Annotated in this window: 27 protein-coding genes; 6 read left to right on the forward strand and 21 right to left on the reverse strand. The window is 48.7% G+C overall.

Annotated elements, in window-relative coordinates; all coding sequences use genetic code 11:
* The first annotated feature begins 74 nt into the window (after positions 1 to 74).
* On the forward strand, positions 75 to 1352 hold the full coding sequence (hisD, locus tag AB1552_00175) for a histidinol dehydrogenase (GenBank protein MEW6052193.1): 1278 nt from the start codon (positions 75 to 77) through the stop codon (positions 1350 to 1352).
* Positions 1353 to 1417: 65 nt separating this feature from the next.
* On the opposite strand, the gene rfaE2 is transcribed toward hisD, so the two are convergent.
* The 20 genes from rfaE2 to AB1552_00275 all read right to left on the reverse strand — a co-directional run bounded on the left by rfaE2 (position 1418) and on the right by AB1552_00275 (position 18539).
* A complete protein-coding gene (gene rfaE2, locus AB1552_00180) occupies positions 1418 to 1873 on the reverse strand; it encodes a D-glycero-beta-D-manno-heptose 1-phosphate adenylyltransferase (protein ID MEW6052194.1) in 456 nt (151 codons plus the stop codon).
* Between the two features lie 230 nt (positions 1874 to 2103).
* Positions 2104 to 3174: an RIP metalloprotease RseP gene (gene rseP / locus AB1552_00185; GenBank protein MEW6052195.1), complete on the reverse strand. Its 1071-nt coding sequence runs from the start codon at positions 3172 to 3174 to the stop codon at positions 2104 to 2106.
* Positions 3153 to 4331, reverse strand: a complete 1179-nt coding sequence (locus AB1552_00190; GenBank protein ID MEW6052196.1) for a 1-deoxy-D-xylulose-5-phosphate reductoisomerase — start codon at positions 4329 to 4331, stop codon at positions 3153 to 3155. The genes rseP and AB1552_00190 overlap by 22 nt, the downstream gene beginning before the upstream one ends.
* Positions 4332 to 4334: 3 nt before the next feature.
* Entirely contained in the window at positions 4335 to 5123 is a 789-nt protein-coding gene (locus tag AB1552_00195; GenBank protein MEW6052197.1) for a phosphatidate cytidylyltransferase, read from the reverse strand.
* Positions 5113 to 5832, reverse strand: coding sequence for an isoprenyl transferase (locus AB1552_00200; GenBank protein MEW6052198.1), 720 nt, complete (start codon positions 5830 to 5832; stop codon positions 5113 to 5115). The genes AB1552_00195 and AB1552_00200 overlap by 11 nt, the downstream gene beginning before the upstream one ends.
* 6 nt (positions 5833 to 5838) lie before the next feature.
* Positions 5839 to 7530: a hypothetical protein gene (locus AB1552_00205; protein ID MEW6052199.1), complete on the reverse strand. Its 1692-nt coding sequence runs from the start codon at positions 7528 to 7530 to the stop codon at positions 5839 to 5841.
* 159 nt (positions 7531 to 7689) lie between these two features.
* Complete coding sequence (gene nusB / locus AB1552_00210) at positions 7690 to 8100, reverse strand: transcription antitermination factor NusB (GenBank protein ID MEW6052200.1); 411 nt, start codon at positions 8098 to 8100, stop codon at positions 7690 to 7692.
* Positions 8101 to 8188: 88 nt separating this feature from the next.
* Positions 8189 to 8650 carry a 6,7-dimethyl-8-ribityllumazine synthase gene (gene ribE / locus AB1552_00215; protein MEW6052201.1) on the reverse strand — a complete coding sequence of 154 codons (462 nt, stop codon included), beginning with the start codon at positions 8648 to 8650 and terminating at the stop codon, positions 8189 to 8191.
* A gap of 90 nt (positions 8651 to 8740) precedes the next feature.
* Positions 8741 to 9967, reverse strand: a complete 1227-nt coding sequence (locus tag AB1552_00220; protein MEW6052202.1) for a bifunctional 3,4-dihydroxy-2-butanone-4-phosphate synthase/GTP cyclohydrolase II — start codon at positions 9965 to 9967, stop codon at positions 8741 to 8743.
* A gap of 60 nt (positions 9968 to 10027) precedes the next feature.
* The gene (locus tag AB1552_00225; protein MEW6052203.1) at positions 10028 to 10672 is read right to left on the reverse strand and encodes a riboflavin synthase; all 645 of its coding nucleotides are present in this window, start codon (positions 10670 to 10672) and stop codon (positions 10028 to 10030) included.
* A gap of 1 nt (position 10673) precedes the next feature.
* The gene (locus tag AB1552_00230; protein MEW6052204.1) at positions 10674 to 11021 is read right to left on the reverse strand and encodes a hypothetical protein; all 348 of its coding nucleotides are present in this window, start codon (positions 11019 to 11021) and stop codon (positions 10674 to 10676) included.
* Positions 11018 to 11626 (reverse strand): signal peptidase I, encoded by a 609-nt coding sequence (lepB, locus tag AB1552_00235; GenBank protein MEW6052205.1) that lies wholly within the window; start codon positions 11624 to 11626, stop codon positions 11018 to 11020. Before lepB ends, AB1552_00230 begins: the two co-directional genes overlap by 4 nt.
* A gap of 26 nt (positions 11627 to 11652) precedes the next feature.
* Positions 11653 to 12594 (reverse strand): ROK family protein, encoded by a 942-nt coding sequence (locus tag AB1552_00240; GenBank protein ID MEW6052206.1) that lies wholly within the window; start codon positions 12592 to 12594, stop codon positions 11653 to 11655.
* A 2-nt stretch (positions 12595 to 12596) separates the two neighbouring features.
* Entirely contained in the window at positions 12597 to 12809 is a 213-nt protein-coding gene (locus tag AB1552_00245) for a ferredoxin family protein (protein MEW6052207.1), read from the reverse strand.
* Entirely contained in the window at positions 12806 to 14449 is a 1644-nt protein-coding gene (gene recN / locus AB1552_00250; GenBank protein MEW6052208.1) for a DNA repair protein RecN, read from the reverse strand. The genes AB1552_00245 and recN overlap by 4 nt, the downstream gene beginning before the upstream one ends.
* Positions 14450 to 14535: 86 nt before the next feature.
* Positions 14536 to 14817: an acylphosphatase gene (locus AB1552_00255; protein MEW6052209.1), complete on the reverse strand. Its 282-nt coding sequence runs from the start codon at positions 14815 to 14817 to the stop codon at positions 14536 to 14538.
* A gap of 32 nt (positions 14818 to 14849) precedes the next feature.
* Positions 14850 to 15572: an ABC transporter ATP-binding protein gene (locus AB1552_00260; protein ID MEW6052210.1), complete on the reverse strand. Its 723-nt coding sequence runs from the start codon at positions 15570 to 15572 to the stop codon at positions 14850 to 14852.
* Positions 15573 to 15715: 143 nt separating this feature from the next.
* Entirely contained in the window at positions 15716 to 16480 is a 765-nt protein-coding gene (locus tag AB1552_00265) for an ABC transporter ATP-binding protein (GenBank protein ID MEW6052211.1), read from the reverse strand.
* Positions 16461 to 17633 carry a branched-chain amino acid ABC transporter permease gene (locus AB1552_00270; protein MEW6052212.1) on the reverse strand — a complete coding sequence of 391 codons (1173 nt, stop codon included), beginning with the start codon at positions 17631 to 17633 and terminating at the stop codon, positions 16461 to 16463. The genes AB1552_00265 and AB1552_00270 overlap by 20 nt, the downstream gene beginning before the upstream one ends.
* 3 nt (positions 17634 to 17636) lie before the next feature.
* Entirely contained in the window at positions 17637 to 18539 is a 903-nt protein-coding gene (locus AB1552_00275; protein MEW6052213.1) for a branched-chain amino acid ABC transporter permease, read from the reverse strand.
* 94 nt (positions 18540 to 18633) lie between these two features.
* On the opposite strand from AB1552_00275, the gene AB1552_00280 reads away from it, so the two are divergent.
* The 3 genes from AB1552_00280 to AB1552_00290 all read left to right on the forward strand — a co-directional run bounded on the left by AB1552_00280 (position 18634) and on the right by AB1552_00290 (position 22061).
* Positions 18634 to 20052, forward strand: coding sequence for an ATP-binding protein (locus tag AB1552_00280; GenBank protein ID MEW6052214.1), 1419 nt, complete (start codon positions 18634 to 18636; stop codon positions 20050 to 20052).
* A 58-nt stretch (positions 20053 to 20110) separates the two neighbouring features.
* Positions 20111 to 21487 (forward strand): sigma-54 dependent transcriptional regulator, encoded by a 1377-nt coding sequence (locus AB1552_00285; protein ID MEW6052215.1) that lies wholly within the window; start codon positions 20111 to 20113, stop codon positions 21485 to 21487.
* Between the two features lie 139 nt (positions 21488 to 21626).
* Entirely contained in the window at positions 21627 to 22061 is a 435-nt protein-coding gene (locus AB1552_00290; GenBank protein MEW6052216.1) for a hypothetical protein, read from the forward strand.
* 38 nt (positions 22062 to 22099) lie between these two features.
* Here the strand turns inward: AB1552_00290 and AB1552_00295 are convergent, their stop codons facing one another.
* On the reverse strand, positions 22100 to 23008 hold the full coding sequence (locus AB1552_00295) for a cyclic nucleotide-binding domain-containing protein (GenBank protein MEW6052217.1): 909 nt from the start codon (positions 23006 to 23008) through the stop codon (positions 22100 to 22102).
* 114 nt (positions 23009 to 23122) lie between these two features.
* On the opposite strand from AB1552_00295, the gene AB1552_00300 reads away from it, so the two are divergent.
* Both AB1552_00300 and folK read left to right on the forward strand, forming a co-directional pair.
* Positions 23123 to 24283: an LL-diaminopimelate aminotransferase gene (locus AB1552_00300; GenBank protein ID MEW6052218.1), complete on the forward strand. Its 1161-nt coding sequence runs from the start codon at positions 23123 to 23125 to the stop codon at positions 24281 to 24283.
* A gap of 151 nt (positions 24284 to 24434) precedes the next feature.
* Positions 24435 to 24902, forward strand: coding sequence for a 2-amino-4-hydroxy-6-hydroxymethyldihydropteridine diphosphokinase (gene folK, locus AB1552_00305; protein ID MEW6052219.1), 468 nt, complete (start codon positions 24435 to 24437; stop codon positions 24900 to 24902).
* Positions 24903 to 24904 lie beyond the last annotated feature (2 nt).

A 24904-nucleotide genomic window follows, 5' to 3' on the forward strand; every position in this document is an offset into this window, starting at 1 on the left:
ATCTGAGGAATGTCAAACCTTCCGGATGAAAGAAGCCTTGAATAATCGCTTCCCAAACGTTAGAATTATCATCAATGAAAGTCATCAAGAAACGCAGAGAACTGCTGGCTTTTCTGAAGCGTCTCGGGGAACGCGCATCCGGCAGCAGCCGGGACATTGAACAGAAGGTAAAGGCGATTCTCGACGATGTCAGAAAAAACGGGGACAGCGCGGTACTGAGCTACACAAAAAAGTTCGATAAAATCAAGAACAGCCGCCTGAAGATTACACAGGGAGAGATTTCACGAATTGCCGGAAAAGCAGAGAAAAAAACTGTCCGGGCACTTCAGCTCTCTGCGAAGCGGATAAGGGCGTTTCATGAGAGACAGAAAGAATATTCCTGGTATTTCTCCGATGAAGGCACTGTACTCGGCCAGGTAATCAGACCGCTTGATCGCGTAGGGGTATATATCCCGGGAGGGAAGGCTTCATATCCTTCAACGGTCTTAATGAATGTCATTCCAGCACAGGTTGCAGGAGTGAAAGAAATAGCACTTTGCGTTCCGACGCCGGGAGGAGACGCGAACCCTTATGTAATGGCAGCAATTCAGCTGCTCGGGGTCAAGGAAGTCTACAGGATCGGCGGAGCCCAAGCAATCGGTGCTTTGGCATACGGCACAAGGACAATAAAAAAGGTTGACAAGATCACAGGGCCGGGTAACATCTATGTGGCAACCGCAAAGAAGATGGTCTTCGGAGAGGTTGATATCGACATGATCGCAGGGCCGAGCGAAATTCTGATCATCGCTGACAGTTCCGCAAACCCGGTTTTTGTTGCAGCAGACCTTCTGGGACAGGCAGAGCATGATGAACTGGCCTCATCTATCCTGATTACGGATTCTGCGGGACTTGCGTCTGCGGTGATGAAAGAGATCGGCATGCAGCTCACGATGCTGAAGAGAAAAGAGATTGCGCAAAGCTCTCTTCTTGCCTATGGCGCCATCATCATCTCAAAAGACATCAGGTCTGCAGCAGAAATCTCAAACTCCATCGCCCCTGAGCATCTTGAGATCATGACGAAGTCGCCCGGTCGCGTGCTGCCCATGATAAGAAACGCAGGCGCAATTTTTCTTGGAGAGTGGACACCCGAAGCCCTAGGTGACTATTCTGCGGGACCGAATCACACCCTTCCGACAGGCGGCACCGCCAGGTTTTCATCGCCGCTTGGCGTCTACGATTTCATCAAGCGTTCAAGCCTGTTGAGTTTTTCAAGAAAAGGGTTCAGAAAGCTTGCGGGGAGTGTAAAAGCAATCGCTGATGCCGAGGGACTCGAGGCGCACGGGAAAACCATATCGCTAAGGGAAGAACGCTGAAACCTGCACATCCTGCAGGAAAGACAGAAGGAGGATACCGGCGCAGGACAGAAGTATCTCTCTGTCTATAACCTCTTGATCCTCTCGATAATGGCAGTTGTGGAAATCCCTTCGACATAGGGAAGGCTTTGTGTTTCCCCGACAAGATCGGACCCGACAATATCCTCTTTTTTCCAGTCTCCTCCCTTCACAAGAACATCGGGAAGGAGAAATTTGATTAATTCATAGGGGGTATCTTCGTCAAACACCGTCACGTAATCCACCATTTCAAGAGATGCAAGCACCTCTGCCCTATGGGCCTCAGGGTTGATCGGACGTGCAGGTTTCAGCGAAGAAACTGACCTGTCGGAGTTCAGACCCACCACAAGGACATCTCCCAATGCCCTGGCCTCCCGGAGATACTGCACATGACCTAAATGGATAATATCAAAACACCCGTTGGTGAAGACAATCTTCTTCCCCTCTGCCTTGAGCAGGTCAGCGGTCTTTTTCAGTTCATCTTTCGACAGAATTTTGTTCATGTCACTGCAATGTGTTCCACGACTTCGCCGGCCGCAGTTCCGTTAGCCTGCTGTATTATTCGCAAATTTCTTCCTCAATACAGATGAGATGCGGTATCAGCGAGGATTACAGAGTATTCGATGCCTTAAAGTGAAGAACACTCTGTGCCTCGGAGGTCTGCAACGCAGACCGAGAATGAGCGATGATACTGCATCTCATCTGCTATTCCACGCTTCATGAATACTCTGGGTTAGGGAAACTGTTTCCCTGTTATCAGCCGTATGAGGTCGTTATAAATGACAAACGCCATGAGCGTCAACAGGACAGCGAGACCGAGTTTCTGGCTGATGGATATTATTTTTTCGCTGAGAGGTTTTCCTCTCAAGGCTTCAATACCGAGGAAAAGAAGATGTCCTCCATCGAGAACCGGAATCGGCAGCAGGTTCAGAATACCAAGATTGATATTAATTATCGCCATAAATATGAAAAAATTGAGAACCCCCTGTGAGGCCTGCTCCCCTGCCAGCTGCACAATGAGAATGGGTCCGCCGATGGTATCCATCGGGATGACCCGCTGAATAAGCTTGACAACCGATACAATAGTCAGTACGGAAATATCCCATGTCCTCGTAATACTGCCATGCAATGCGCTGAGGATGTTCTCCCTCTTTATGAATGTGCTCCCTGACGGCTTAATCCCGATAAGCCCGACTTCTTTCCCTTCTCCAAAGATATCCTGCACCTTTTTCTTTTCCGGAATAATCGACACCTGCACGGTGGTGCTGTCACGTGTGAGGGTAAGATTCAGCATTTTCCCCGGGTTCTTGTGGATCACTTCTGTCATTTGGTTCCACTGGCCTATGGCAACACCATCGACTGCGGTAATCCTGTCTCCTTTCATCAATCCTGCCTTTTCCGCAGGGGTTCCTGACATCACTTCTCCTATCTCGGGCAGGAGAACCGGAAGACCGTTCAGAAAACTGAAGAAAAAGATGACGACCGCAAACAGCAGGTTGAACAGAGGACCGGAAAACACGATGATAAACCTCTTCCATGTCGGCTGATAATTATATGCAAGCGGCTTCTCTTCGTCAGTCAGTTCATCTCCCGGTGTCTCGCCCAGCATCTTGACGTACCCGCCGAGAGGGATGGCTGAAAGAAGATATTCGGTATCTCCGCGTTTCCATCCTATCAGCTTTGGACCGAAACCGAGCGAAAATTTCAGAACCCTTACCTTCATGAGTTTCGCAAAAAGAAAATGCCCGAGTTCGTGGACAAAGATGATTATGCCCAGAAGAACTACTGCCGATAGGAATGACATCTTTCAATAACCTCCTCAGCCTTTTTTCGTGCCCATCTGTCCGCATCCAGTATAGTATCAAGTTCTGTATCGGGCATGACATCATGACAATCCATCGTCTTCCTTATCACAACAGGTATTGCAGTAAATCTGAGTGAACCCCTGAGGAAGGAATGCACTGCGATCTCATTTGCCGCATTCATTACACACGGCATGGTTCCTCCGTGTTTCAGCGCTTTGAATGCATAGGAGAGGCAGGGAAAGCTTTTGTTCTCAGGCTTCCTGAACGTGAGGGAAGCAAGATTATCCAGAGAAAGACCTCGCATAACATCACTGAGTCTCTGCGGATACATCATGGCATATGCAATAGGCCCTTTCATGTCAGGCACTGACATCTGTGCGATACAGGCCCTGTCGCTGAATTCCACGATGGAATGCACAATGCTCTCGGGATGCACAAGCACATCGATCATTTCCGGAGGCAGACCGAACAGGTAATGCGCTTCGATCACCTCAAATCCTTTATTCATGAGTGTCGCAGAATCTATCGTGATTTTTCTGCCCATTTTCCACCTCGGATGATTCAATGCCTGCTCAGGGGTGATGTTTTTCATCGTCTGAGCACTTTTCCCGACAAAAGGCCCCCCGGAAGCAGTCAGAATAATTCTTCTGACGTCAGCCTTCCTGTGTCCCTCAATGCACTGAAAGATTGCACTGTGTTCACTGTCAACAGGAAGAATCCTTGAGCCGCACCTTCTGGCCTCCTGCATCATGATTCTGCCTGCCATCACCAGTGCTTCTTTGTTTGCAAGTCCGACAGTCCTGCCGGAACGTATGGCGGCCAGTGTCGGCATCAGCCCTGCAGACCCCACAATTGCAGAAAGCACAAAGTCCGAATGTCTGTAGGAAGCAGCCTTAGCAATACCGTCCTGTCCCGACAGGATTCTGGGCGATAGGGATCTCTTTCCCGCTGCCCTCTTTTCAAGTGCACGTGCAGCTCCGGCATCAGCGACCGCCACAATATCAGGGGAAAAAGATCTTATCTGCCTCTCAAGCAGAGTGATATTCTTCCCTGCCGTTAAAACAGCTATCCTGAACTTGTCCCTGTTTCTTGCAACGATATCAAGGGCGTTTCTGCCTATCGAACCTGTCGAGCCAAGAATTGTCAATCGTTTCATAGATTACCTGATCACCGCGGTGATCTTCAGTGCCCAGTAAAGCGCAGGTCCGACAAACAGGGCACCGTCAATCTTGTCGAGAATGCCTCCGTGACCCGGGATCAGTGAGCCTGAGTCCTTCACCCCTGCATCCCGCTTAAACATTGATTCGATGAGATCTCCGACAATCGAGAGACCGCCGATCATTATGCCAATTGATACTGCGAGGGTCATATCGATGTCCAGCAGGAGGGCTTCCAGCAGAAGGGCTCCTGCAGCTCCTCCTGCGACAGACCCGACTGCCCCTGCGACTGTTTTATTCGGGCTGACTTCCCGGTAAAGCTTTCTTTTTCCGAACCCTTTTCCAAGATAGTATGCCATTGAGTCGGAAGCCCATACCGTTGCATACAGGAAAATAATCCATTCAGGACCCGTTTTTCTTATCATAACCTGAAACGACAGCAGTGCAGAAATATAGAGAAGCCCGATAACCGGCACCGAAATATCAGAAAGTGATGAAACAGGATCTTTTTTGAAAAGAAGCCGGATTATCATTACCGCCATTATCGAGAACAATATTGCATCCGTGAGAAGTTCCTGGAGAAAATACGAAACTGCAATGATAGCGAATCCGAAAAAAAGACAGGTGTGCCGTAATATGCCGGACAAGCGGTACATCGAATAAAATTCAGAAAGGGCTATCAGAGATACTGTCATGAGCAGCAGCAGAAAAAACCCCGGTGGGAGGTACATGATATAGAGATACATTGCAGGGAGAAAAATAGCAGCAACAATAAGCCTTTTAAGGTGCATCTGCCCTCACTGGAATGGAACCAAACCTCCGCTCCCTGCGCTGATAAGCCTGTATAGCGAGTAAAAACTCATCCTTTGAGAAATCAGGCCAGAGTGTATCGGTGAAATAGAACTCCGAGTATGCAGCCTGCCAGAGCAGGAAATTGCTGATACGCATTTCACCGCTTGTTCTGATAATAAGATCCGGTGCCGGGATGCCCGCGGTATCAAGGTATGCACTGAACACCTCCTCTGTCAGCTCTTCAGGATTCATCCCTGCAGCAAGCAGTTTCCTCGCTGCCCGGAGAATCTCGCTCCTTCCGCTGTAACTCAGGGCGGTAATAAGTGTCATCCCCTTATTCGATGACGTTTTTTGTTCTGCGTCATGTATGATGCGCTGGATGTTTTCCGGAAGCCTTTCAGTTTCACCTATCGTCCTGAATACTATGTTGTTTTTTATCAATCCGTCGAGTTCCTTCTGCAGATAGACTTCAAGCAGTTTCATCAATGTCTTGACTTCCGAGGAAGGCCTTTTCCAGTTCTCAGTCGAAAAGGCATACAGAGTCAATGCCCTAAGCCCGAGTTCATTGGCAAATTCTATAACTTCCTTTGACCTTTCAACTCCACGCCGATGGCCCTCTATGCGCGGCAGTCCGCGGGATTCAGCCCATCTTCCGTTTCCGTCCATGATGATCCCGACATGCCGGGGTATGCGCCCGCTTAAAAACATCTTGCCCTACATTCCTTTCAGTGAATATATATGAAGTTCTGTCTTTATGGGGTTTTCTCCCTTCAGAATATTGCCGGGTTTGATCCCCAACAGCGGACTTGCAAGGACAATGATTTTATCTCCTGAAACCAGATAGTCGAAAACCGTTCCGCCAATATTATCTATGAGGACTTTTTCTTCCATGCTCAAGCCGTTCCACCAGAAACTGACGATCTGGGACTTTTTGTATCCAAGCCCCTGCACCATACTGAACAACGGTATCCGTTTGACAGAAAGGACTTCCCTGTTTCTCGAGAGCAGTCTGTCCTTCACTGCCCATTCACCCTTGTCCACGAGACCGGAGGGAGATTTTCTCTTGAATGAGGTCAGAAAGCCTCCTGTACCCGTTTTGCTTCTCCATATCTTTGTCCTGTTGCCATCGTAGACACTGATAAACCCGTCTTCATCATATGCGACCAGCAATGTATCCGACATTGTATTATCAACATAGCAAAAATCGTAAATATTTACCCCTCGCGGCAGCTTTTCCGGGCTGCCTTTTTTATATTCCCCGTCCCAGAGAATCTCATAGACATCTCCCGAAAAACCTTCATCCCGTGCATATGCCTGGGCCAGAAGCCTGTTGTCGACCCTGCGCATAAATACCTCTGCCTGGTAAAGAAGGACAAATTCTGCACCCTTCATTTCATAAATAGAAGAGACTATTTCCTCCCCCTTCATTGAGGTAATGATGATTTCATCTCGTCCGTTTCTGTTCAAATCAACAGAATCAAGCCAGATAAAATCATCAAAACTTGACCCCTCAATTCTGAGACCGCCATGCGCAGGCTGCAGGTCAACACCCAATGTATATATCTTCACAACCTTTTCCGAACCGAAAACAATCTCCTCTGTCCCGTCTCCGTCAGTGTCTGACACGATCATCAGTTTTGCATCGGAGGGCAAGTCAATGCTTAACGTTGCCTGTCCCCTGTGTGTGGTGAAAAATTCTTCACCAAACCGTAACTCTTTCACATGGGCGGTATCAACAGAAGTTTTTATCTCGGCAAATTTCAGACCGTCAGAAACCCAGAATAATCTCTGCACGAGAATAGTGCCTGATTCCGTCGCTTCAGCGGCTAAAAGGAGGGCAACATCTGCCTGCAATCTTTTTGCCTCTTCAATAACAACCACCGGATCTTCTGTTTCAATAGCGGTATCAAGTATGGTAAACCGGCCTGTTTCCTTGAGCTTCCGGTAGTAGGAATCGGCCAGATACCAGTCGATACCCTTTGCCTGGCAGAAAAGAAGGGGTATCCTGTTCCCCGAAATCCTTATCTTATCACCCTCCTGTGTCTCGCCCTTGATAACTTCCCCGGAGGAAAAACCCTCGTGCACCTCTCTGATCTCAAGTATGCCGACCAGAGATTCAAGCCTGCCGAGGGGTTCTTTTGTAACCGGGTGCCTGAACGGAGCTGTTTCTCTCAGAATATGAAACCTCATTCCTGCCTTTACCAATTCTTTTGTCCCAAGGTCAACCGAGACGTTCCGGCCTTCCACAGCAGTGATCGTTCCGGTCAGAGGATTAAAATACGAGAGGGTTTCATCTCTCATGGTATCAATGGAATTTCCTTCTGCACATACAGGATATGGCAGATGGCAAAAAACTCCCGCCAGCACTACCAGAAGAAAAAATGATATGCTTTTCAACGGATGCATCGCTTTCTCTGATTTCTGATTTCTTATTTCCCCGCCCTCCTTATATCATTTCCCTGCATGCGGCTGCCAACACGCAGAAGCAGAAACCCTGTTTTCTGCACCTTCTCCCGCACTGCTTCGATATGCCAGGGAACCTTAATAATCTCCGCGGTACCATTCTCAGGCTTTACCAGCTTCCTTTGCGAGTCGGTCGAGGACACCGTTTAAAAAAGAGGCTGACTCCAGGGATGAATATTTCTTTGCTATTTCCAGCGCCTCGTTAATGGTAACGGCGGAAGGGATATCCTTTCTGAAAAGTATTTCGAAAGCTGCAAACCTCAGTATCGTCCTGTCAACCGAAGCCATCCTTTTCAGCAGCCAGTGCTCTGTAACCTTTTCAATCATCCTGTCGATTTCGCTGATATGCTCCAGAGTCCCCCTTACCAGATCCTCGGTAAACCCTCTTGTTTCCTTCTGATCTTTCTTGCTCGACCAGAATTCCTCTGTTTCCCTCAAGTCGATTTTCTTCTCGGTAAAATCAATCTGAAAAAGCAGCTGCAGCGCGTATTCCCTCGCCTTGCGACGCTTCATGATTGATCGGCAGATACTACACCGGATACAGAGGCTGACAGTCCTGTCCCCCCCCTGACTTCAGTGTAATATCTGCAGCACGCCGCCATCACAGTTTCTTCAGGAGCTGCGCCATCTCGATGGCAGTCATTGCCGCATCCCACCCTTTGTTCCCGCTCTTCGTCCCGGCTCTTTCAACAGCCTGTTCTATGGTATCACAGGTGATAATGCCAAACGCTATCGGAATGCCCGTCTCCATCGATGCGGAAGCAATCCCCTTTGACACCTCTGCAGCAATATATTCGAAATGGGGAGTCGCACCTCGTATGACCGTGCCAAGGCATATGATCGCATTATATGCACCCTTGAGCGCCATCTTCCTTGCCACCATCGGAATCTCGAAGGAACCGGGGACTTTCACGGTTTCGATATCGTCCTGTTTTGCCCCATGCCTTAACAGCGCATCGATAGCCCCGTCAAGAAGTTTCGCAGTTATAAATTCATTGAATCTGCTCAACACAATACCGAACTTCAAACCTTTTGCCTGAAGCTCACCTTCAAATGTTTTCATCGGAACCTCCCTCAACACAAAGCTCAGAGATTCAGGAAGCATCGGGCTGCATGCACTCTTCCCGGCCTCCTGACCCTTCAAGCCTTTTATTTATACGTTATTCAGCATATGCCCGAGTTTCTTCTTCTTTGTCTTCAGATAGACAATATTCCTGTCAGTGGGGCTCGTTTCAATCGGTACTCTTGATATCACCTTAAGGCCGTATCCTTCAAGCCCGACAATCTTTTTCGGGTTGTTCGTCATGAGCCTCATCTTCTTAACGCCGATATCAACAAGAATCTGCGCTCCTATTCCGTAGTCCCTGAGGTCCGGCTTGAACCCGAGCTTTATATTCGCTTCAACAGTATCAAGCCCCTTATCCTGCAGCTCGTATGCTTTCAGCTTATTGATAATACCGATGCCTCTGCCTTCCTGTTTCATGTACAGAATCACTCCCTTGCCCTCTTTCCTGATCATCTCCATTGCCTTATGGAGCTGCTCTCCGCAATCACACCTTTCCGAAGCAAACACATCGCCGGTCAGGCATTGTGAGTGAACCCTCACCAGCACCTCATCATCAGGTTTTATCTCACCCTTTACAAGCGCGATATGCACATTGCTGTCTATTTCATTGGCATAGGCAACCGCGGTGAAATCCCCCCCGTACAGGGTCGGCAGATTCACTTCTGCGAGTCTTCTGACAAACAGCTCAATCCGCATTCTGTACTTGATCAGGTCCTTAATCGTGACTATCTTCAGGTTATGCTTTTTGGCAAATTCTGTGAGTTCCGGTACCCTTGCCATTGTTCCGTCATCGCTCATGATTTCGCAGATCACCCCGGCCGGAGAGAGCCTGGCCAGCCGCGCAAGATCAACAGACCCCTCTGTCTGACCAGCCCTCTGAAGCACTCCCCCGGGTTTTGATTTGAGAGGAAAGACATGCCCGGGTCGTGCAAGATCTTCGGGCATCGACTTCGGGTCAATCGCTGTCAGTATCGTCCTTGCCCTGTCAGCAGCCGATATCCCTGTAGTCACACCTCTTTTTGCTTCGATCGAAACTGTAAATGCAGTGCCGAACGGCGAGGTATTTTCATCTGTCATCATCGGGAGGCTGAGTTCTTCAACGCGCTCGGGAGTCAGAGAAAGGCAGATGAGCCCCCTGCCGAACTTAGACATGAAATTTATTGCTTCCGGCGTTACCTTTTCTGCAGCCATGCAGAGGTCGCCCTCATTCTCCCTGTCCTCGTCGTCAACAAGGATTACCATCTTCCCCTCGGCTATATCGTCCAGTGCTTCATCGACTGTATTGAACTTGTATTTCTCCATAGCTGATTTCATGGATGGACCCTGCGGGTTATCTGAAAGCAGTGCAAAATCCGCTGCTTCCTGCCTCTGATCCTATCCGTGCAAATACCCTCCTTCTGTTAATGTCTTTAAAAGTCCTGCGTCTTTATTCTTTCTCTCCAAAAAACGGGCAACGTATTTCCCGAGGATATCGGCCTCAAGATTGACCGTATCATTGGGACCTTTGAACCCGAGAGTCGTAATCTTTGCGGTGTGAGGGATTATCACCAGTGTAAAGCTGTCCTTCAGTATATCAACAACCGTAAGGCTAATACCATCCACAGCAACCGATCCCTTTTCCACCAGGAAATCGATAACCTGGGCAGGAGCCTCAATCTCAAAATGCAGCATGTTTCCCATGGTCCTCTTTGACCTGATCCTGCCCACTGCATCCACATGTCCGGTCACAAAATGACCACCGATCCTTGAATCCGGACTCAGGGATGGCTCAAGATTGACCCGGTCACCGTTTCTGAGGGTTCCAAGGTTTGTACTCCTCAGGGTTTCCTCCGAAAGATCAAAAGAGAGTTCCCTGCTTCCCTTATTCACCACTGTCAGGCATACCCCGTTGACAGAGATGCTGTCCCCAAGCCTTGCCGACTGAAATATATCCCCGGCTTTTAGTGACAGAACCGCACCACCGCTCCGTTTTTTGACTGATACGACTTCACCTGTCTCAAGCACCAGCCCGGTAAACATATCATTCCTCTATATTAAGGGTAAAATCTAATTGTTTCTGATATAAGCCGAACAAGTCAACGGTCTCGGACCACGATGTCTTCACGCGGACAGTTCTTTCTGTTTTTATGACAGTAATATCCTGTGCCCCGACAGGGATCCTGAGTTCCTGCGATCGTTCAACAATCTGTGCTTTTGTTCTTTCAGCATCTCCGACACTTATCCTTGCCAGATCCCTCACATCTGACTTGAAGGCAGAGTACCGGTAATAGGGCATGCCGAACTGAAACCCTGAATATACAAGCACTGCAAGAACAAGCATGACAAAGACAAATTTCACAAACCCTTTTTCATTGCTCAGTACCTTCATTGTATTAACCTCCCGATCCTGTTGAATCTCACCCAGTTATCCGGGTCCCAGGACCAATAGATAATAAGCGCCTTGCCCCGTATCTCCTTCAGGGGCACAAAACCCCAGTATCTGCTGTCATAACTCTGGTCACGGTTATCCCCCATGACAAACAATGTGCCTTCCGGCACGGTTACCGGGTCGAAGTTGTCCCTTGCATCAAATCCTCCCGGCCGTACGAACTTGTCATAGTGGCGGACGTATGGCTCATTTAACGGTTTTCCGTTCACATACACAACCTTGTTCCGTTCTTCAATCACATCGCCTTCGGTAGCAACTACCCGCTTGATAAAATCCTTTTCAGGGTTTTCCGGATACCTGAAGACTATGATATCTCCTTTTCCGGGTTCACTGAACGAGAGGATTTTTGTGTCTGTAAACGGAATCTTTGTACCGTATATGAACTTGTTGACAAGGATATGATCTCCGATCAGAAGGGTCGGGATCATTGAACCCGACGGTATCTTGAACGCCTGGACAACATATGCCCGTATCAAGAGCGCAAGTATCAGTGCAGTGATGATAGCCTCTGTATATTCCCACAACAGCCGTTTTTTGCTTTTCACTCAAAAATCCTCCTTAAAGTTTCCCTCTATGCCTTGCTGCCCTTTGTCTGTAGCATCTGAAACACCAGACCTGCTGCCCCAGTAATCCCTGCATCATCCATCAGTGAAGAGGGAACAATCCTCACCCGGTCAAAGAGTTCCTTCAGGGCCTGCCTTGATGCCTCCCGTATCGCTTCCTGGACGTATATGTCCCAGGCTCCGGTAAGTCCCCCTGCCAGTATGATCGCATCGGGGCTCATGATGTTGATAATATTCGCAATCCCGACGCCCAGATAGCGGCCTGCGTTTTTCAGGAGTTCCCTTGCCAGATTATCGCCGTCAAGAGCAGCCTGGTATATATTCTCGGTGGTAATCTTATACAGATTGCCACCGCATATCCCCCTTAGAAGGCTCTCCCTGCCTTTCTCAAGAACAGAGACAGCCTGGGAAAGGATAGCCCTGACCGAGGCATAGGACTCGAGACAACCCGAATTGCCGCACGGACATTTTTCTCCACCTGCATTTATGCTCATATGTCCTATTTCTGCAGAAACATCCAGAAGTCTGTTATTGAAGATAATCCCTCCTCCAATCCCTGTACCGAGGGTAAAAAGCACAAAATTCGAGAATTCCCTGCCTGCACCAACCCATTTTTCGCCAAATGCCGCAGCATTCGCGTCATTTTCAATACAAACCGGCACCCCGAATTTTTCCCGGATTTCCCCGATGAGGTCGATTTTCTCCACCGCATGCAGGTTCGGAGATATCAGTACCTTCCCGTTTTCTCTGTCTATGAGACCGGCGACTCCGATTCCGATTCCGGCAATATCGTCAGAAAAGAGCCCACCTGCAGCCTGAAAGATGGAATCGAGTATTTTTTCTGACGTGGGCTCCTTCACCCTTTTTACCATTTCCCCATCATTCGAGACAAGGCCGACTCTCAGATTTGTACCACCCAGATCTATTCCAATTGCATATTTCTTTGCCATGGTTACTCCTCCCGGTACACTTCTATTGCAACCTCAGGACACATTTGCGCACAGATTGTACATCCCGTACACTTTTCAGGATGCCGGGCAGTTGTTGGGAAAAAACCTTTTTTATTGAATTTCTCTTCTATCCCGATTACCCCCAAAGGACATGCATCCACACAATAGCAGCATCCCTTGCAAGAATCCTTATCGATAATAATCATCCCTTTCATGCGTGAGTTTCGATGAGCTCCCGCGCGTGTTTCAGTGAGACATCCGTGATTTTTCCACTCAGCATCCGGGCGATCTCATTCAATCTCTCATCGCCCTGCAGTGCTCTTGCCTCCACATAAACCCTTCCATTCCTCTGCGATTTTTCTATCTTCAGGTGCACATCTCCCATAGAAGCTATTTGGGGAAGATGGGTCGTACAAAGAACCTGGTGCCTGTGTGCAATGCCCCGCAGTTTCTTCCCGACACTGCCGGCGGTCTTGCCCCCGATCCCTGCGTCAACCTCATCGAATATCAGGACAGATATGTTGTCAAACTCTGCAAGAGTGCTTTTGAGCGCAAGCATGACGCGTGACAGTTCTCCGCCGGATGCAATCTTTGCCAGAGGCTTTGGGGGTTCCCCCGGATTTGCAGAAAAAAGGAATTCCACCCTGTCATACCCGTGAGGGGCAACCGCTGTCTTCTCGAAGCCGATGACAAATTCCGCCCTGCTGAACGCAAGATCCTTCAATTCATGCGCAATATGCCTTTCCATTGCCTTAGTAGCCTTCTTTCTCTGTGCGGAAAGGTGGCCGGCAGCAGAAAGGAGCATCTGTTCTTTCCGCCCGAGGTCATCTTCAAGGGCATCAAGCCGCTCGTCAACAGACTCGAGTTCCCTGAGTTCTCTTGCCGCTTCTTTCCTGAATCGTATGATATTTTCGATACCTTCCCCGTATTTTTTTTCCAGTTTTTGCAGGGCTTCGAGCCTCTCGAGAACTGCATCAAGCTTCTCCGGCCCCGTGTGATACTTTTCCTTCAGCTGTCTGAGGGATATCGCAGCTTCCTCAACCAAAGGGTGGGCAGATTCGAGTATATGCAGGATATCAGATACCCTGTGGTCGATGGAGGACATTTCCCTTACCTTACTTATTATAGACGAAAGCTTTTCGATACATGAACCTTCAGCCCCATAAATGAGCCCGTATGCCTCTTCCGAACGTTCATTCAACCTTCTGATATTCGAGAGGATCGCTTTCTGTTCAGTCAGATCTTCCTTTTCTCCCGGTGTCAGAGACGCAGTATCTATCTCGTGAATCTGGAATCTCAGGAGATCAATCCTGTAAGCCCTTTCTTTTATCTGCTGTCTCAGTGCTTCTCTCTCCTGTTTCAGGCCTTCCACATCTTTATAGAGAGTCCGGACATTTTCACCATCCTCCCGCAGATTACCAAAAGCATCAAGGAAATCCCTGTGTTTCTCAATGGAAAGAAGGCTCTGGTGTTCATGCTGCCCGTGAATTTCCACGAGCGACCTTCCCACCTGAGCGAGGCTCTGCAGGCTGACCATGGCGTCGTTTATATATGATCTGCTTTTGCCTGTCGCTGAGACCGACCTTCTGAGAATAAGGGCATCAGCCACATCGAGCCCGATATCAGGCAATCTGTGAGTATTCTCTACTTCAAAATAGGCCTGCACCATCGCCTCTTTTTCTCCGGTTCTCACAAGGTCCGACTGTGCTCTGCTTCCAAGAACAAGATTGAGGGAATCAACTATGATGGATTTCCCGGCACCTGTCTCGCCGGTAAGTACATTGAATCCCTTTTCAAACCTGATCTGCAGGTCATCAACGATAGCAAGATTCTTTATTCTGAGTTCCTTTAGCATCCAGTTGGTTGTCACAGAGATTTGCATACATAAACAGCAAAAATAATGCAGATGTTGCGGAAATACCTCTCACAACATCTGCATTATCAGGAATATTTTACACTAAACGCTTTCTCTGCGCCGGTATATGTTTCCCATGTGACCTCGACAGACGAAACACTCGCCCCGGGAGGGCCGATGTTACACTGCTGAATTGCCTTTCTGATAATCTCTTTATCGCCCTCAAAAAGTGCTTCCACCCGGCCGTCCCTGAGGTTCCTGACCCATCCGCACAGGCCAAGTCCAAGTGCCAGTTCCCTGGTGAAAGCACGATAAAATACCCCCTGCACCCGGCCGTCGATAAATACATGAGCCCTTGCCTTTTCCATAGGATTACAAAAAATTATAGCATACTTGCCTGTTACAACTCTCCGAGGTAGACCTTTTTTACCTGTTCATTATTCAGGAGGTCATATCCCATTCCCTCGAGCGATATCCTGCCGTTTTCAAGCACATACCCCCTGCTGGAAAGGTTCAGGGCAGCCCGGGCATTCTGCTCAACGAGGAGTACGGTTACTCCCTCCCTGTTGATCTCTTTAATAGTCCTGAAGATTTTGCTTACAATGATCGGTGCAAGTCCCAGAGAAGGTTCATCCAGAAGCAGGAGTTTCGGCCTTGACATAAGTGCCCTGGCGATCGCAAGCATCTGCTGTTCACCTCCGCTCAGGGTTCCTCCGAGCTGCCGGCTTCTCTCTTTCAATATGGGGAAGAGGGCGTACACCTGCTCGAGTGAGGCCGAAAAGTGTTCTTTTGAAGAAAATGATCCCATTTCAAGATTCTCTCGTATGGTAAGCTTGGGGAAAATCCTTCTTCCCTCAGGTACCTGGCTGATACCGAGTTCCACAATCCTGTGGGGCGCGACTCCCGCAATGCTATATCCCTCAAAAAACACTTCTCCCGATTGTGGCTTGAGAATGCCGGATATGGTCATGAGGGCAGTGGATTTTCCTGCCCCGTTATTGCCGATCAGGCATACAATCTCGCCTTTCCTGACTTCCAGATGAATGCCTTTCAGGGCCTCAATGGGACCGTAGAATGTGTGCACACTGTTCAGCAGAAGCATATCAGTCGTTTCTTCGGACATTACACAAGAACACCAAGAAAACCTGCCCTGGACTCAATGTATTTGAACTCTGCGATGATAGTTGATCCTTCACTGTGCAGGGCAATCCGTCTGCCCCCGGAAACGTACATAACCGTGTTCCGTAATGCACGGACTGACACATATCACGAATACTCCTTCCCGAGATAGGCCTCGATGACCGTCTGATCATTGCGTATTTCAGAAGGCTGTCCTTCTGCGATCTTCACTCCGTGATTCAGCACAGCAATCCTGTCGGATATCTCCATGACGACTTTCATGTCATGCTCGATGATCAGGACAGTCTTGCCAAACCCCTTAATGTTCTTTATAAGTTCCATTACCTTCAGCGTCTCCTGCGGGTTCATCCCTGCGGTAGGTTCATCAAGCAGTATCAGCATCGGTTCTGCCGCCAATGCCCTTGCAATTTCGAGCCTTCTCTGGGCGCCATACGGAAGGCTTCCGGAAACCGTGTCTGAATACTCCGATAATCCCACAAAATCGATGTATTCAAAGGCTTTTTCTCTGATGATTCGCTCTTCATCGCGGAAACTCCTCCACCGTGCGACTGCGCTAAGGAGCCCTGCCCGTGTCCTGCAATGCTGGGCAACCATGACGTTTTCGATAACAGACATGTCTCTGAACAGTCTGATATTCTGAAAGGTCCTTGCTATTCCGAGCCGCACGATATCATGAGGCAAAAGCCTCCCGATATCCCTGCCTGCAAAACGGATTGTTCCCTTCGATGGTCTTGCAAGGCCGGTCAGGCAATTGAAGAATGTGGTCTTTCCGGCGCCGTTCGGGCCGATAATACTCATAATGAGGCCTTCCTTTACCTTCAGGGTTATCTCTTCGATCGCCCTGATACCGCCGAAATGCATTGATATATCCCTAACTTCTAAGAGAAACACCTTTTCCTCCGAAGAGCCCCTGCGGTCTGAAGACCATCAGAAGCACAAGCCCCGCACCAAGCAAAAGCATCCGGTAAAGCTGCACTTCCCGTAGAATCTCAGGCAGCAACACTAGGATGACAGAACCGATAATCACGCCTGCGATGCTGCCAATTCCGCCGAGAATGACCATGCAGAGAATAAGGACGGACTCCATGAACGTAAAACTCTCAGGAGATATGAACTGCATCTTCCCCGCAAATACCGCGCCTGCAAGGCCTGCCCAGAACGCACCGAAGGCAAAGGCATAGAGTTTATACATTGTGGTGTGAATGCCCATCACGGATGCGGCTATCTCATCCTCCCGAATCGCCACCCATGCCCTCCCGATCCTGGAGGCATAGACCCTTCTGGTAACAAAGAAGGTTATGAGGACAAACACAAGGACAAGATAGTAATAGTGCGTCAGTGTTCCGAACGAGACCGACAAGATTGAAGGTGGCTCGATTCCTGAAAGGCCGTTCGGCCCCCTTGTCAGGCTGTCCCAGTTATTCAGGATGAGCCTGGTTATTTCTCCAAATCCAAGGGTAACGATGGCAAGATAGTCTCCTCTCAGCCTCAACGCAGGAACCGCCAGCAGGAAACCTGCCGCGGCGGAAAGCCCTACTGCCAATGGCAGCGCGGGCCAGAAGCCAATCCCGGCATGTATGTTGAGAAGCGCATATGTATATGCGCCTATGGCATAAAAAGCTACAAAACCCAAATTGAGAAGGCCTGCAAATCCTACTACGACGTTCAATCCGAGCGCAAGTATCATATAAATTCCCACGAGAACCGCAACATCGATGAAATAATCCCTGAGCATGAAAGGCAGGATAAGAATACCCACCAGCAGAACGTACTGCAGAATCTTTTTCGAACGGCACGAGCATAACCCTGAAGCTTCTATCCTGTGCCGCATGGAGCCGGCCAGTACGAGGATTTTTTTTGATAATCCGGAGATATATTTTGCCGAGATGAAGATACAGGAAAAAACTGCAAAAGAGACCAACGCTGCTTTCCATCCCTTAAACGGGAAAAAAAGCAGGGACAACCACAATGCTATTATCAGGGGGTTGGCTGTCCTGAGAAATCTCTCTTTCAGAGATGTTCCCTGCGATATGAGATCTGCCACTGCTTACACCTTCTCCAGTTCTGCCTTTCCAAAAAGCCCACCCGGCTTTACCAGCAGCACGATAATCAGGAGGATAAACGCGTATGCATCCTTGTATTCGCTCGACAGGTAACTGCTGCCGAAGCTTTCCACAAGGCCGAGCAGGATACCACCGAACATCGCCCCGCGAATACTGCCAATCCCTCCGAGGACTGCTGCAGTAAACGCCTTAATGCCGGCGATATACCCGATCGAATAATTCACAAGCCCGTAATACATCGCGACCATAAGTCCGGCAACCGCTGCGAGTCCGGATCCAATGACAAATGTGAGAGAAATGACGGTGTCGATATTGATGCCCACAAGCGATGCCATTACTTTGTCCTGGGCAACCGCTCTCATCGCCTTGCCCATTCTCGTCTTTCGTATAAACACGCGCAACGCTATCATCAATACGATCGAAACGACTATTATCGTAATCTGCAGATAGGTCATCCTCACAGACAGGAATTCAAGGCCTGCGGCTCCGAAAAGATGCGGAAAGACCTTGTCGGTAGCTCCCTGAGTAAGCATGACATAGTTCTGCAGGAATATGGACATCCCGATCGCGCTGATAAGAGGGCTCAGCCTCGGAGCTTTTCTCAACGGCTTATATGCGATTTTTTCGATTGTGAACCCGTAGGCAGCACAAAAGAGTACCGAAAGCATGAAGGTGAGCATGAGCGCAAGCGGCAGGTTGTATGCAGTCAGACCGGCAGCGGTGAAAAAGGCGAAGAAAATAATTCCAAGATATGCACCGAGCATGTATATCTCTCCGTGCGCAAAATTTATCAATTCGAGGATGCCGTAGACCATGGAATACCCCAGTGCGATAAGCGCATACACACTGCCCAGGGTCAGCCCGTTTACCAGTTGCTGCAAAAACATGATGAATTTTAGCAGAAAAAACCTGAGAGAGCAAAGCGCGCAGGATACCGTTGACTAACGGATATACATACCATATAAAATATGCATAATGTCAATGAAGGACTATTTCCTCAGCCTTTCCCTCAATAAAAAACTCATCGGGATGATGTTGCTCCTGAGCCTGATTCTTGTCTCGGTCCTGACATTTCTCTATGCACAATCCGAAAAAGTCCTGCTCGAAGAACTCGAAAAACAGACTGCGGAACTCTCAAAGGCGATTCAGGTCGGCGTTGAAGAGGTCACCAGCAAGGGGTATACTGACGAAGTCAGGCTGCAGAATTATCTGAAGCAACTGAACACGAAAGGGGTCAGGGAAATATCCATAATAAGCAACACGGATGAGATAGTCGCGAGCACAAACCCGGCCAGGGTCGGCGAGGAGCTCGGCCCCACAAAAAAGGAGCGCATCATAAAGGCAGAACTCGGGGAGCCGGTATCAAAAGAGGGCAAGGTCTATAATGTCATCCTCCCGGTCGTTGCAGGCAATGAACATTACGGATATATCCATCTCAAGATAAATGCTGAAGACTTCTCGGATATTCTGACAAACAACGCAATACAAAGGGTTGTCGCAACATCTCTGGTATTCGGACTTGGAATTGTCCTTGCGGCTCTGCTCTCGTGGTTTTATACAAAACCGATACATAATGTCGTCAACGCAGCCCGCTCTGTCGCGGCAGGTGATCTGTCCATGGAACTTTACACTGACCGGAAAGATGAGATAGGGGAACTGACACAGACTTTCAACTATATGGTGCAGAAACTCAGGGAAGAGCGTGCACTCGAGGAGAAACTGCGGGAAGCAGAGCATCTTTCGGGCATCGCACAACTGGCAAAGGGTATTGCGCATGAGATACGGAACCCACTGAATTTCATCAGCCTGTCGATCGATCACCTAAAAACAAAACACGCGCCTGCAGAAGAAAAAGACAGGGTGGTATTTGAATCGCTTATCACAAGCATAAAACATGAAATCCAGAGACTGAATAAGCTTGTCGGCGATTTCCTCGATTACGGGAAACCGTTAAAGCTCAGCCTGCAGGAGGTCAACCTTGCAGGTCTCATAAAGGAAATTATTTCCCTTGTATGGGCAAAGGCAGAGAAAGACGGGATCAGGATACATTTCCTTGATCAGGGAATTCCAAAACTTTCAGTTGATCCGGAACTCCTCAAGACATGTATTCTCAATATTGTCCTGAATGCATTCCAGGCGATGCCGTCAGGAGGGAAACTCTCGATAGATGCAAAGAAATCTCAGCACAAGGTTTACATCGTCATTGAAGATACGGGAATCGGTGTCCCAAAGGAAAACCTGCCGAAACTGTTCGATCCGTTTTTCTCGACAAAAAGCACCGGACTCGGACTCGGACTTGCTATGACCAGACGGGTTATCGAAGAACACGGAGGAAAGGTCGACTTCCAGAGTGAAGAAGGCAGGGGAAGTATAATAACGATATCTTTACCTGTCAGGTAAAGCGGAAATATCTGCCGCTTCCTGTATCAAAAAAACGGTGACGCGGCTGGAGGAACCCATGGCTGTCATATTGATAATAGATGATGAACCCCTGCAAAGGGATATCCTGAAGACGATACTTGACGATGAAGGATATGAGACTTATACCGCTGCTTCCGGTGAAGAAGGATTACGGCTTCTCGGTGAAATAAAGCCTGATGTCATACTCACTGACCTGAAGATGGAAGGCATTGATGGCATAGAATTCATCGAATCAATGCCTGATGCATACTTTACTCCTCCGGTAATCGTGATGACCGCATACGGAACTATTTCGTCTGCCGTTGAAGCAATCAAAAAGGGGGCATTTGACTATTTTACCAAGCCGCTTGATAAGGATCTGCTCCTGATTACCGTAAAAAGGGCGGCGGAAAAAGCCGAACTGCTGAAGGAAAATCTCCAGCTTCAGAAGGCACTGTTTGACAGATTCAAAATAGAAGGCATTGTAGGCAAGTCCCGCAAAATGGTGGAAGCAATGGAGATCATGAAAAAGGTCTCCTCAAGCTCTGCAACGGTTCTCATCTTCGGGGAAAGCGGTACCGGGAAGGAGCTGGTTGCAAGGGCCATTCATTATAACAGCCAGCGGAAGGCCAGGCCCTTCTTCGCGGTAAACTGTGCGGCAATCCCGGAAAACCTCATTGAGAGTGAACTTTTCGGCTATGAACCCGGGGCCTTTACCGGTGCAACAGCAAAAAACATCGGGCTTTTTGAAGCCGCAAACGGCGGCACCATGTTCCTGGATGAGGTCGGCGACCTGCCCCCGCTGACACAATCAAAAATCCTGCGGGTACTCCAGGAAAAAGAGCTGCGCAGGCTCGGGAGCCGTGAGAATATCAAGGTGGACGTAAGGATTCTGGCAGCGACAAACAAGGATCTTGAAAAAGAAATCGCCAGCAAAAATTTCAGGGAGGATCTCTATTATCGGCTCAAGGTGATTACGATTGAACTGCCTCCCCTGCGTGAAAGAAGAGAAGATATCCCTGATCTGGTCACTTTTTTCATAAAAAAATACAATCAGGAGTTCGGCAAAAGGATTAAGGGCATCGAGGAAAACGCCCTGAAGGCGATCAGGGAATACCACTGGCCAGGAAATATACGACAACTTGAATCCGTTATTGAGCGGGCGGTCCTGATGTGCGACACTTCCAACATCAGCCTTAAGGATATCAAAAGCGAGCTGAGATTCTTTCAGGATAAGGACGTCCTCGATTTCGAACTGCCGGACGAGGGCATAGATATTGAGGAACTCGAGAAAGATCTTTTGCGGAAGGCAATGCACAAGGCAAATGGCGTCGCAGCAAAAGCAGCCAAGCTACTGGGGATGAGCTATAAGACGTTCTGGTACCGGTGGGAAAAGCTCAACCTTCAATCCCCAAAAAAGGATTCCCTTTCCTAAAAGAGGAAGAGGAGATATTCCACCTTCCGTTATTTATAAGCCTTTTCCCCCCTGGCATGCAGCTTGCTATCCTCCTTCCTGCTGAAATCATTGATTGCAGATGCTCAGTACACACGACAATTGAAAGGAGGTGATTTTGATGAAGAAAGCAGTCGCGATTATCGTTTCAGTCCTCTTCGTATTTGCCATTACCTCAGTGTCCTTCGCAACAGAGAAGGCTGCCTCTGCTCCGGCAGAGAAGAAAGCGGCCCCTGTAACGATGGAGGAGAAGAAGGCCCCTGCAAAGATCAAGCAGGTCACCGGTCCGGTCACCGCAATTGATGCAAAGGCCAAGACAATCACCATCAAAGGCAGAAAAGGCGATGTCACAGTCAGCACCGATGACAAGACAAAGGTTGTAATTGGCAAGGATGCGAAGACAGTCGGTGATGTGAAGACTGGAGACAAGGTAACGGCGAAATATTCAGAGGCTGACGGCAAGAATGTAGCAAAAAGTATTGCCATTAAGCCAGCAGTGACCGCAGTGCCTGCCGAGAAAAAGACCGAGGCACCGAAGCCGGCAGAAAAAAGATAATACTTGCCTTACAGAAAATAGGGCACTGAAAAAGTGCCCTATTTTTTTCTTGCCGATTTCACCTTCTCAACGGTGTCCCGGACACGGTACTCATAAAAAACATGGAGCTTGTTCAGCACTTCCGGATATCTCTCAAACACATCCTCCAGAAGCGGTTTGTTGAACTCAAGGATTTCTATACTCCCCGAAGCAAATACAGAGGCTGTTCTCGGTCTTCCGGTCAGAAAAGCAACTTCACCAAATACATCACCGGGGGAAAGGGTTGCGAGCTGAATCTCCCTGCCGAACATACGCGTAACAACAATCGCATGTCCTGACTTAATAAGGAAAACGGCGTCTCCCGAATCTCCTTCTTCTATGATGCAGTATCCGGAAGGATAATTCCGCGGGCTGGCTTTTTCGATCAACCGTATTATTTCTTCAGGCGGCAGCGAATCGAATACTGCGGGGATATAGAATGTCTCTTCCTGCCGTACATCGTCAGCGTCTGATGCTGCCGGTTCAGGTTTGATAAAGCGGTCCTGCAACTCCTCCTCTTCTCCCGGTACAAGCGGCAGCCCCTTTTCTTCCTCAGGTTTCTCTTCGTCAGACTGGGCAGCGGCAGAAAAATGCCACGCACTCTTCTGTCCCGCAACCTCTGCTTCCAGCATCAGTTCCCGTGACAGCTTCAATGCCTCTTCGTTCTCAGGATCGATCCTGAGGATTATCTTGTAGAGGGCAATTGCCCTGTGCAGGAAACCCTGCTTCTTGAGAAGCCATGCGGACCTGTGATAGGCCGAAACAGCATCAACTGTCTTCCCCATCCGCTGATAGATATCCCCGAGTTTCAGTTCAACCCTAGGATTGGCCTTTTCAATCACCGTCAGACGCTGCAGACATGCTTTTGCCTGTCCCCAATCCTGCTTCTTCACTGCGTTATAGTACAGTTCCCAGAATTTTTCGCTCATGGCATCTCTCCGCAAAACTTCATATACCCGGTTATCACACCCTTCATATTTTCTCTCTGGCTATAGTATATAATATACAATTCAAGAAACCAGGAGGCAGCATTGAAAAAAAAGATGACTTTTAAACTTTCTTCCCGAATACAACATCTCCCTCCGTACCTCTTCGCATCCATAGATAAAATGAAGCATAACGCACTTGCAAAGGGTATTGACCTTATAGACCTGAGCATCGGTGACCCTGACATCCCGACTCCGTCCCCCATCGTCAACGCAATGAAGAAGGCTGTCGCAAAACCTGTTCATCACCGTTATCCGTCTTACGAGGGAATGATCTCCTACCGTGAAGCAGTCGCCGGATGGTATAAAAAACGGTTCAATGTCAGGCTTGATCCCGTTGCAGAGGTCCTCTCCCTTATCGGCTCAAAAGAAGGCATCGGGCATATGCCACTGGCGTTTGTAAACCCCGGAGACACGGTTCTCGTTCCTTCACCGGGGTATCCCGTATATTCCATCGGCACTCTTTTTGCGGGTGGAGAGAGTTACTTTATGCCGCTCACGGAAGAAAACAGATTCCTGCCTGATCTGGATGCGATACCGAAAAAAATATTGCAGAAAGCCAAGCTCATCTTTATTAACTATCCCAACAATCCAACTGCAGCCACTGCACCCAGGGAATTCTTCGAGGAAATCATCAGGATTGCCCTCAGATACAATATCATTGTCTGCCACGACGCCTCGTACACAGAGATCTACTATGAAAGAAAGCCCCTGAGCTTTATGCAGATCCCCGGAGCAAAAGACGTTGGGATCGAATTCCATTCTCTGTCCAAAACCTATAACATGACCGGCTGGAGGATAGGGTTTGCCGTTGGAAACAGTGAGATTCTTGCAGGTCTCGGAAAAATAAAGACCAATCTTGATTCAGGAGTATTTCAGGCAATACAGGAAGCAGCCATAGTTGCACTGGATATGCACCAAGAAAGCCTCCAGCGGATAAGAAAAATCTATCAGCAGAGACGCGATGTCATGTATGGCGGACTGAAGAAAATCGGGATGCAGCTCATGAAACCAAATGCCACATTTTATATTTGGGGAAAGGTACCCGGTCGCTTTGATTCCATGAGCTTTGTATCCCATATGCTGGACACGGCAGGGGTGCTCGCGACCCCTGGCAACGGATTTGGTGCTGCAGGAGAAGGATATGTGAGATTCGCCCTCACAGCCAAAGCTGACAGAATACAGGAAGCGGTCAACAGAATCGAAAAGATCCTGTAGGGCTCTTGCATCCTCACAGGAGGCGTAACGCCTCCTGCGCTCAGGAACAGGAAATAACCAATGGCGCTTGTCCAGCGATTCTTTAACTGTCCGGATTTTCGATGAATTTTTCCTGGTTCAGGGTTTTTCCGATTGCTTTTTTTTGCGCGAAATGTCTATTGTATATTTAGGTATCGGTTCAAACCTCGGAAACAGAGAAAAAAACTGTCTTCATTCCATAGAGCTTCTTCAAAATAGGGGGGTATCCGTCAGGAAGAGGTCTTCCATGCATGAGACAGCACCATGGGGAGTGGAAAATCAGCCTCCGTACCTGAACATGGCAATAGAAGTCGAGACAGAACTCGGGCCTGAAGCCCTTCTGCATGTTTTGCAGGACATTGAATCTGAAGTTGGCCGTGCAAAAACATACCGATGGGGTCCGCGCGTTCTTGACCTTGATATACTGCTCTTCAATCAGCTTGTGATGAACACTGAAGAGCTGACAATTCCCCACCCGTATATGCACCAGAGGGTTTTTGTCCTGAGGCCGCTGAATGAGATTGCCCCTGGTGTGAAGCACCCGTTGCTCCAATCAAGCATCAGCGAGTTACTGAAGAAGGCTGAAAGCAGGTCATCCTGAAG

This window comes from Nitrospirota bacterium, from assembly GCA_040754395.1.
In the GTDB taxonomy this organism is placed as follows: domain Bacteria; phylum Nitrospirota; class Thermodesulfovibrionia; order Thermodesulfovibrionales; family SM23-35; genus JBFMCL01.

Bases quoted from the DNA above. Each gene is read 5' to 3' on its own strand.
- AB1552_00195 (MEW6052197.1), bottom strand. From the start codon at position 5,123: ATGCACCTTAAAAGGCTTATTGTTGCTGCTATTTTTCTCCCTGCAATG.
- AB1552_00225 (MEW6052203.1), bottom strand. From the start codon at position 10,672: ATGTTTACCGGGCTGGTGCTTGAGACAGGTGAAGTCGTATCAGTCAAA.
- AB1552_00255 (MEW6052209.1), bottom strand. From the start codon at position 14,817: ATGGAAAAGGCAAGGGCTCATGTATTTATCGACGGCCGGGTGCAGGGG.
- folK (MEW6052219.1), top strand. From the start codon at position 24,435: ATGTCTATTGTATATTTAGGTATCGGTTCAAACCTCGGAAACAGAGAA.
- AB1552_00295 (MEW6052217.1), bottom strand. From the start codon at position 23,008: ATGAGCGAAAAATTCTGGGAACTGTACTATAACGCAGTGAAGAAGCAG.
- AB1552_00220 (MEW6052202.1), bottom strand. From the start codon at position 9,967: ATGAAATCAGCTATGGAGAAATACAAGTTCAATACAGTCGATGAAGCA.
- AB1552_00245 (MEW6052207.1), bottom strand. From the start codon at position 12,809: ATGAAAGGGATGATTATTATCGATAAGGATTCTTGCAAGGGATGCTGC.
- AB1552_00290 (MEW6052216.1), top strand. From the start codon at position 21,627: ATGAAGAAAGCAGTCGCGATTATCGTTTCAGTCCTCTTCGTATTTGCC.
- AB1552_00205 (MEW6052199.1), bottom strand. From the start codon at position 7,530: ATGCATCCGTTGAAAAGCATATCATTTTTTCTTCTGGTAGTGCTGGCG.
- AB1552_00260 (MEW6052210.1), bottom strand. From the start codon at position 15,572: ATGTCCGAAGAAACGACTGATATGCTTCTGCTGAACAGTGTGCACACA.
- AB1552_00240 (MEW6052206.1), bottom strand. From the start codon at position 12,594: ATGGCAAAGAAATATGCAATTGGAATAGATCTGGGTGGTACAAATCTG.
- AB1552_00200 (MEW6052198.1), bottom strand. From the start codon at position 5,832: ATGTTTTTAAGCGGGCGCATACCCCGGCATGTCGGGATCATCATGGAC.
- recN (MEW6052208.1), bottom strand. From the start codon at position 14,449: ATGCTAAAGGAACTCAGAATAAAGAATCTTGCTATCGTTGATGACCTG.
- AB1552_00280 (MEW6052214.1), top strand. From the start codon at position 18,634: ATGAAGGACTATTTCCTCAGCCTTTCCCTCAATAAAAAACTCATCGGG.
- hisD (MEW6052193.1), top strand. From the start codon at position 75: ATGAAAGTCATCAAGAAACGCAGAGAACTGCTGGCTTTTCTGAAGCGT.
- ribE (MEW6052201.1), bottom strand. From the start codon at position 8,650: ATGAAAACATTTGAAGGTGAGCTTCAGGCAAAAGGTTTGAAGTTCGGT.
- rfaE2 (MEW6052194.1), bottom strand. From the start codon at position 1,873: ATGAACAAAATTCTGTCGAAAGATGAACTGAAAAAGACCGCTGACCTG.
- AB1552_00285 (MEW6052215.1), top strand. From the start codon at position 20,111: ATGGCTGTCATATTGATAATAGATGATGAACCCCTGCAAAGGGATATC.
- AB1552_00275 (MEW6052213.1), bottom strand. From the start codon at position 18,539: ATGTTTTTGCAGCAACTGGTAAACGGGCTGACCCTGGGCAGTGTGTAT.
- nusB (MEW6052200.1), bottom strand. From the start codon at position 8,100: ATGAAGCGTCGCAAGGCGAGGGAATACGCGCTGCAGCTGCTTTTTCAG.
- AB1552_00190 (MEW6052196.1), bottom strand. From the start codon at position 4,331: ATGAAACGATTGACAATTCTTGGCTCGACAGGTTCGATAGGCAGAAAC.
- rseP (MEW6052195.1), bottom strand. From the start codon at position 3,174: ATGTCATTCCTATCGGCAGTAGTTCTTCTGGGCATAATCATCTTTGTC.
- AB1552_00300 (MEW6052218.1), top strand. From the start codon at position 23,123: ATGACTTTTAAACTTTCTTCCCGAATACAACATCTCCCTCCGTACCTC.
- AB1552_00230 (MEW6052204.1), bottom strand. From the start codon at position 11,021: ATGAAGGTACTGAGCAATGAAAAAGGGTTTGTGAAATTTGTCTTTGTC.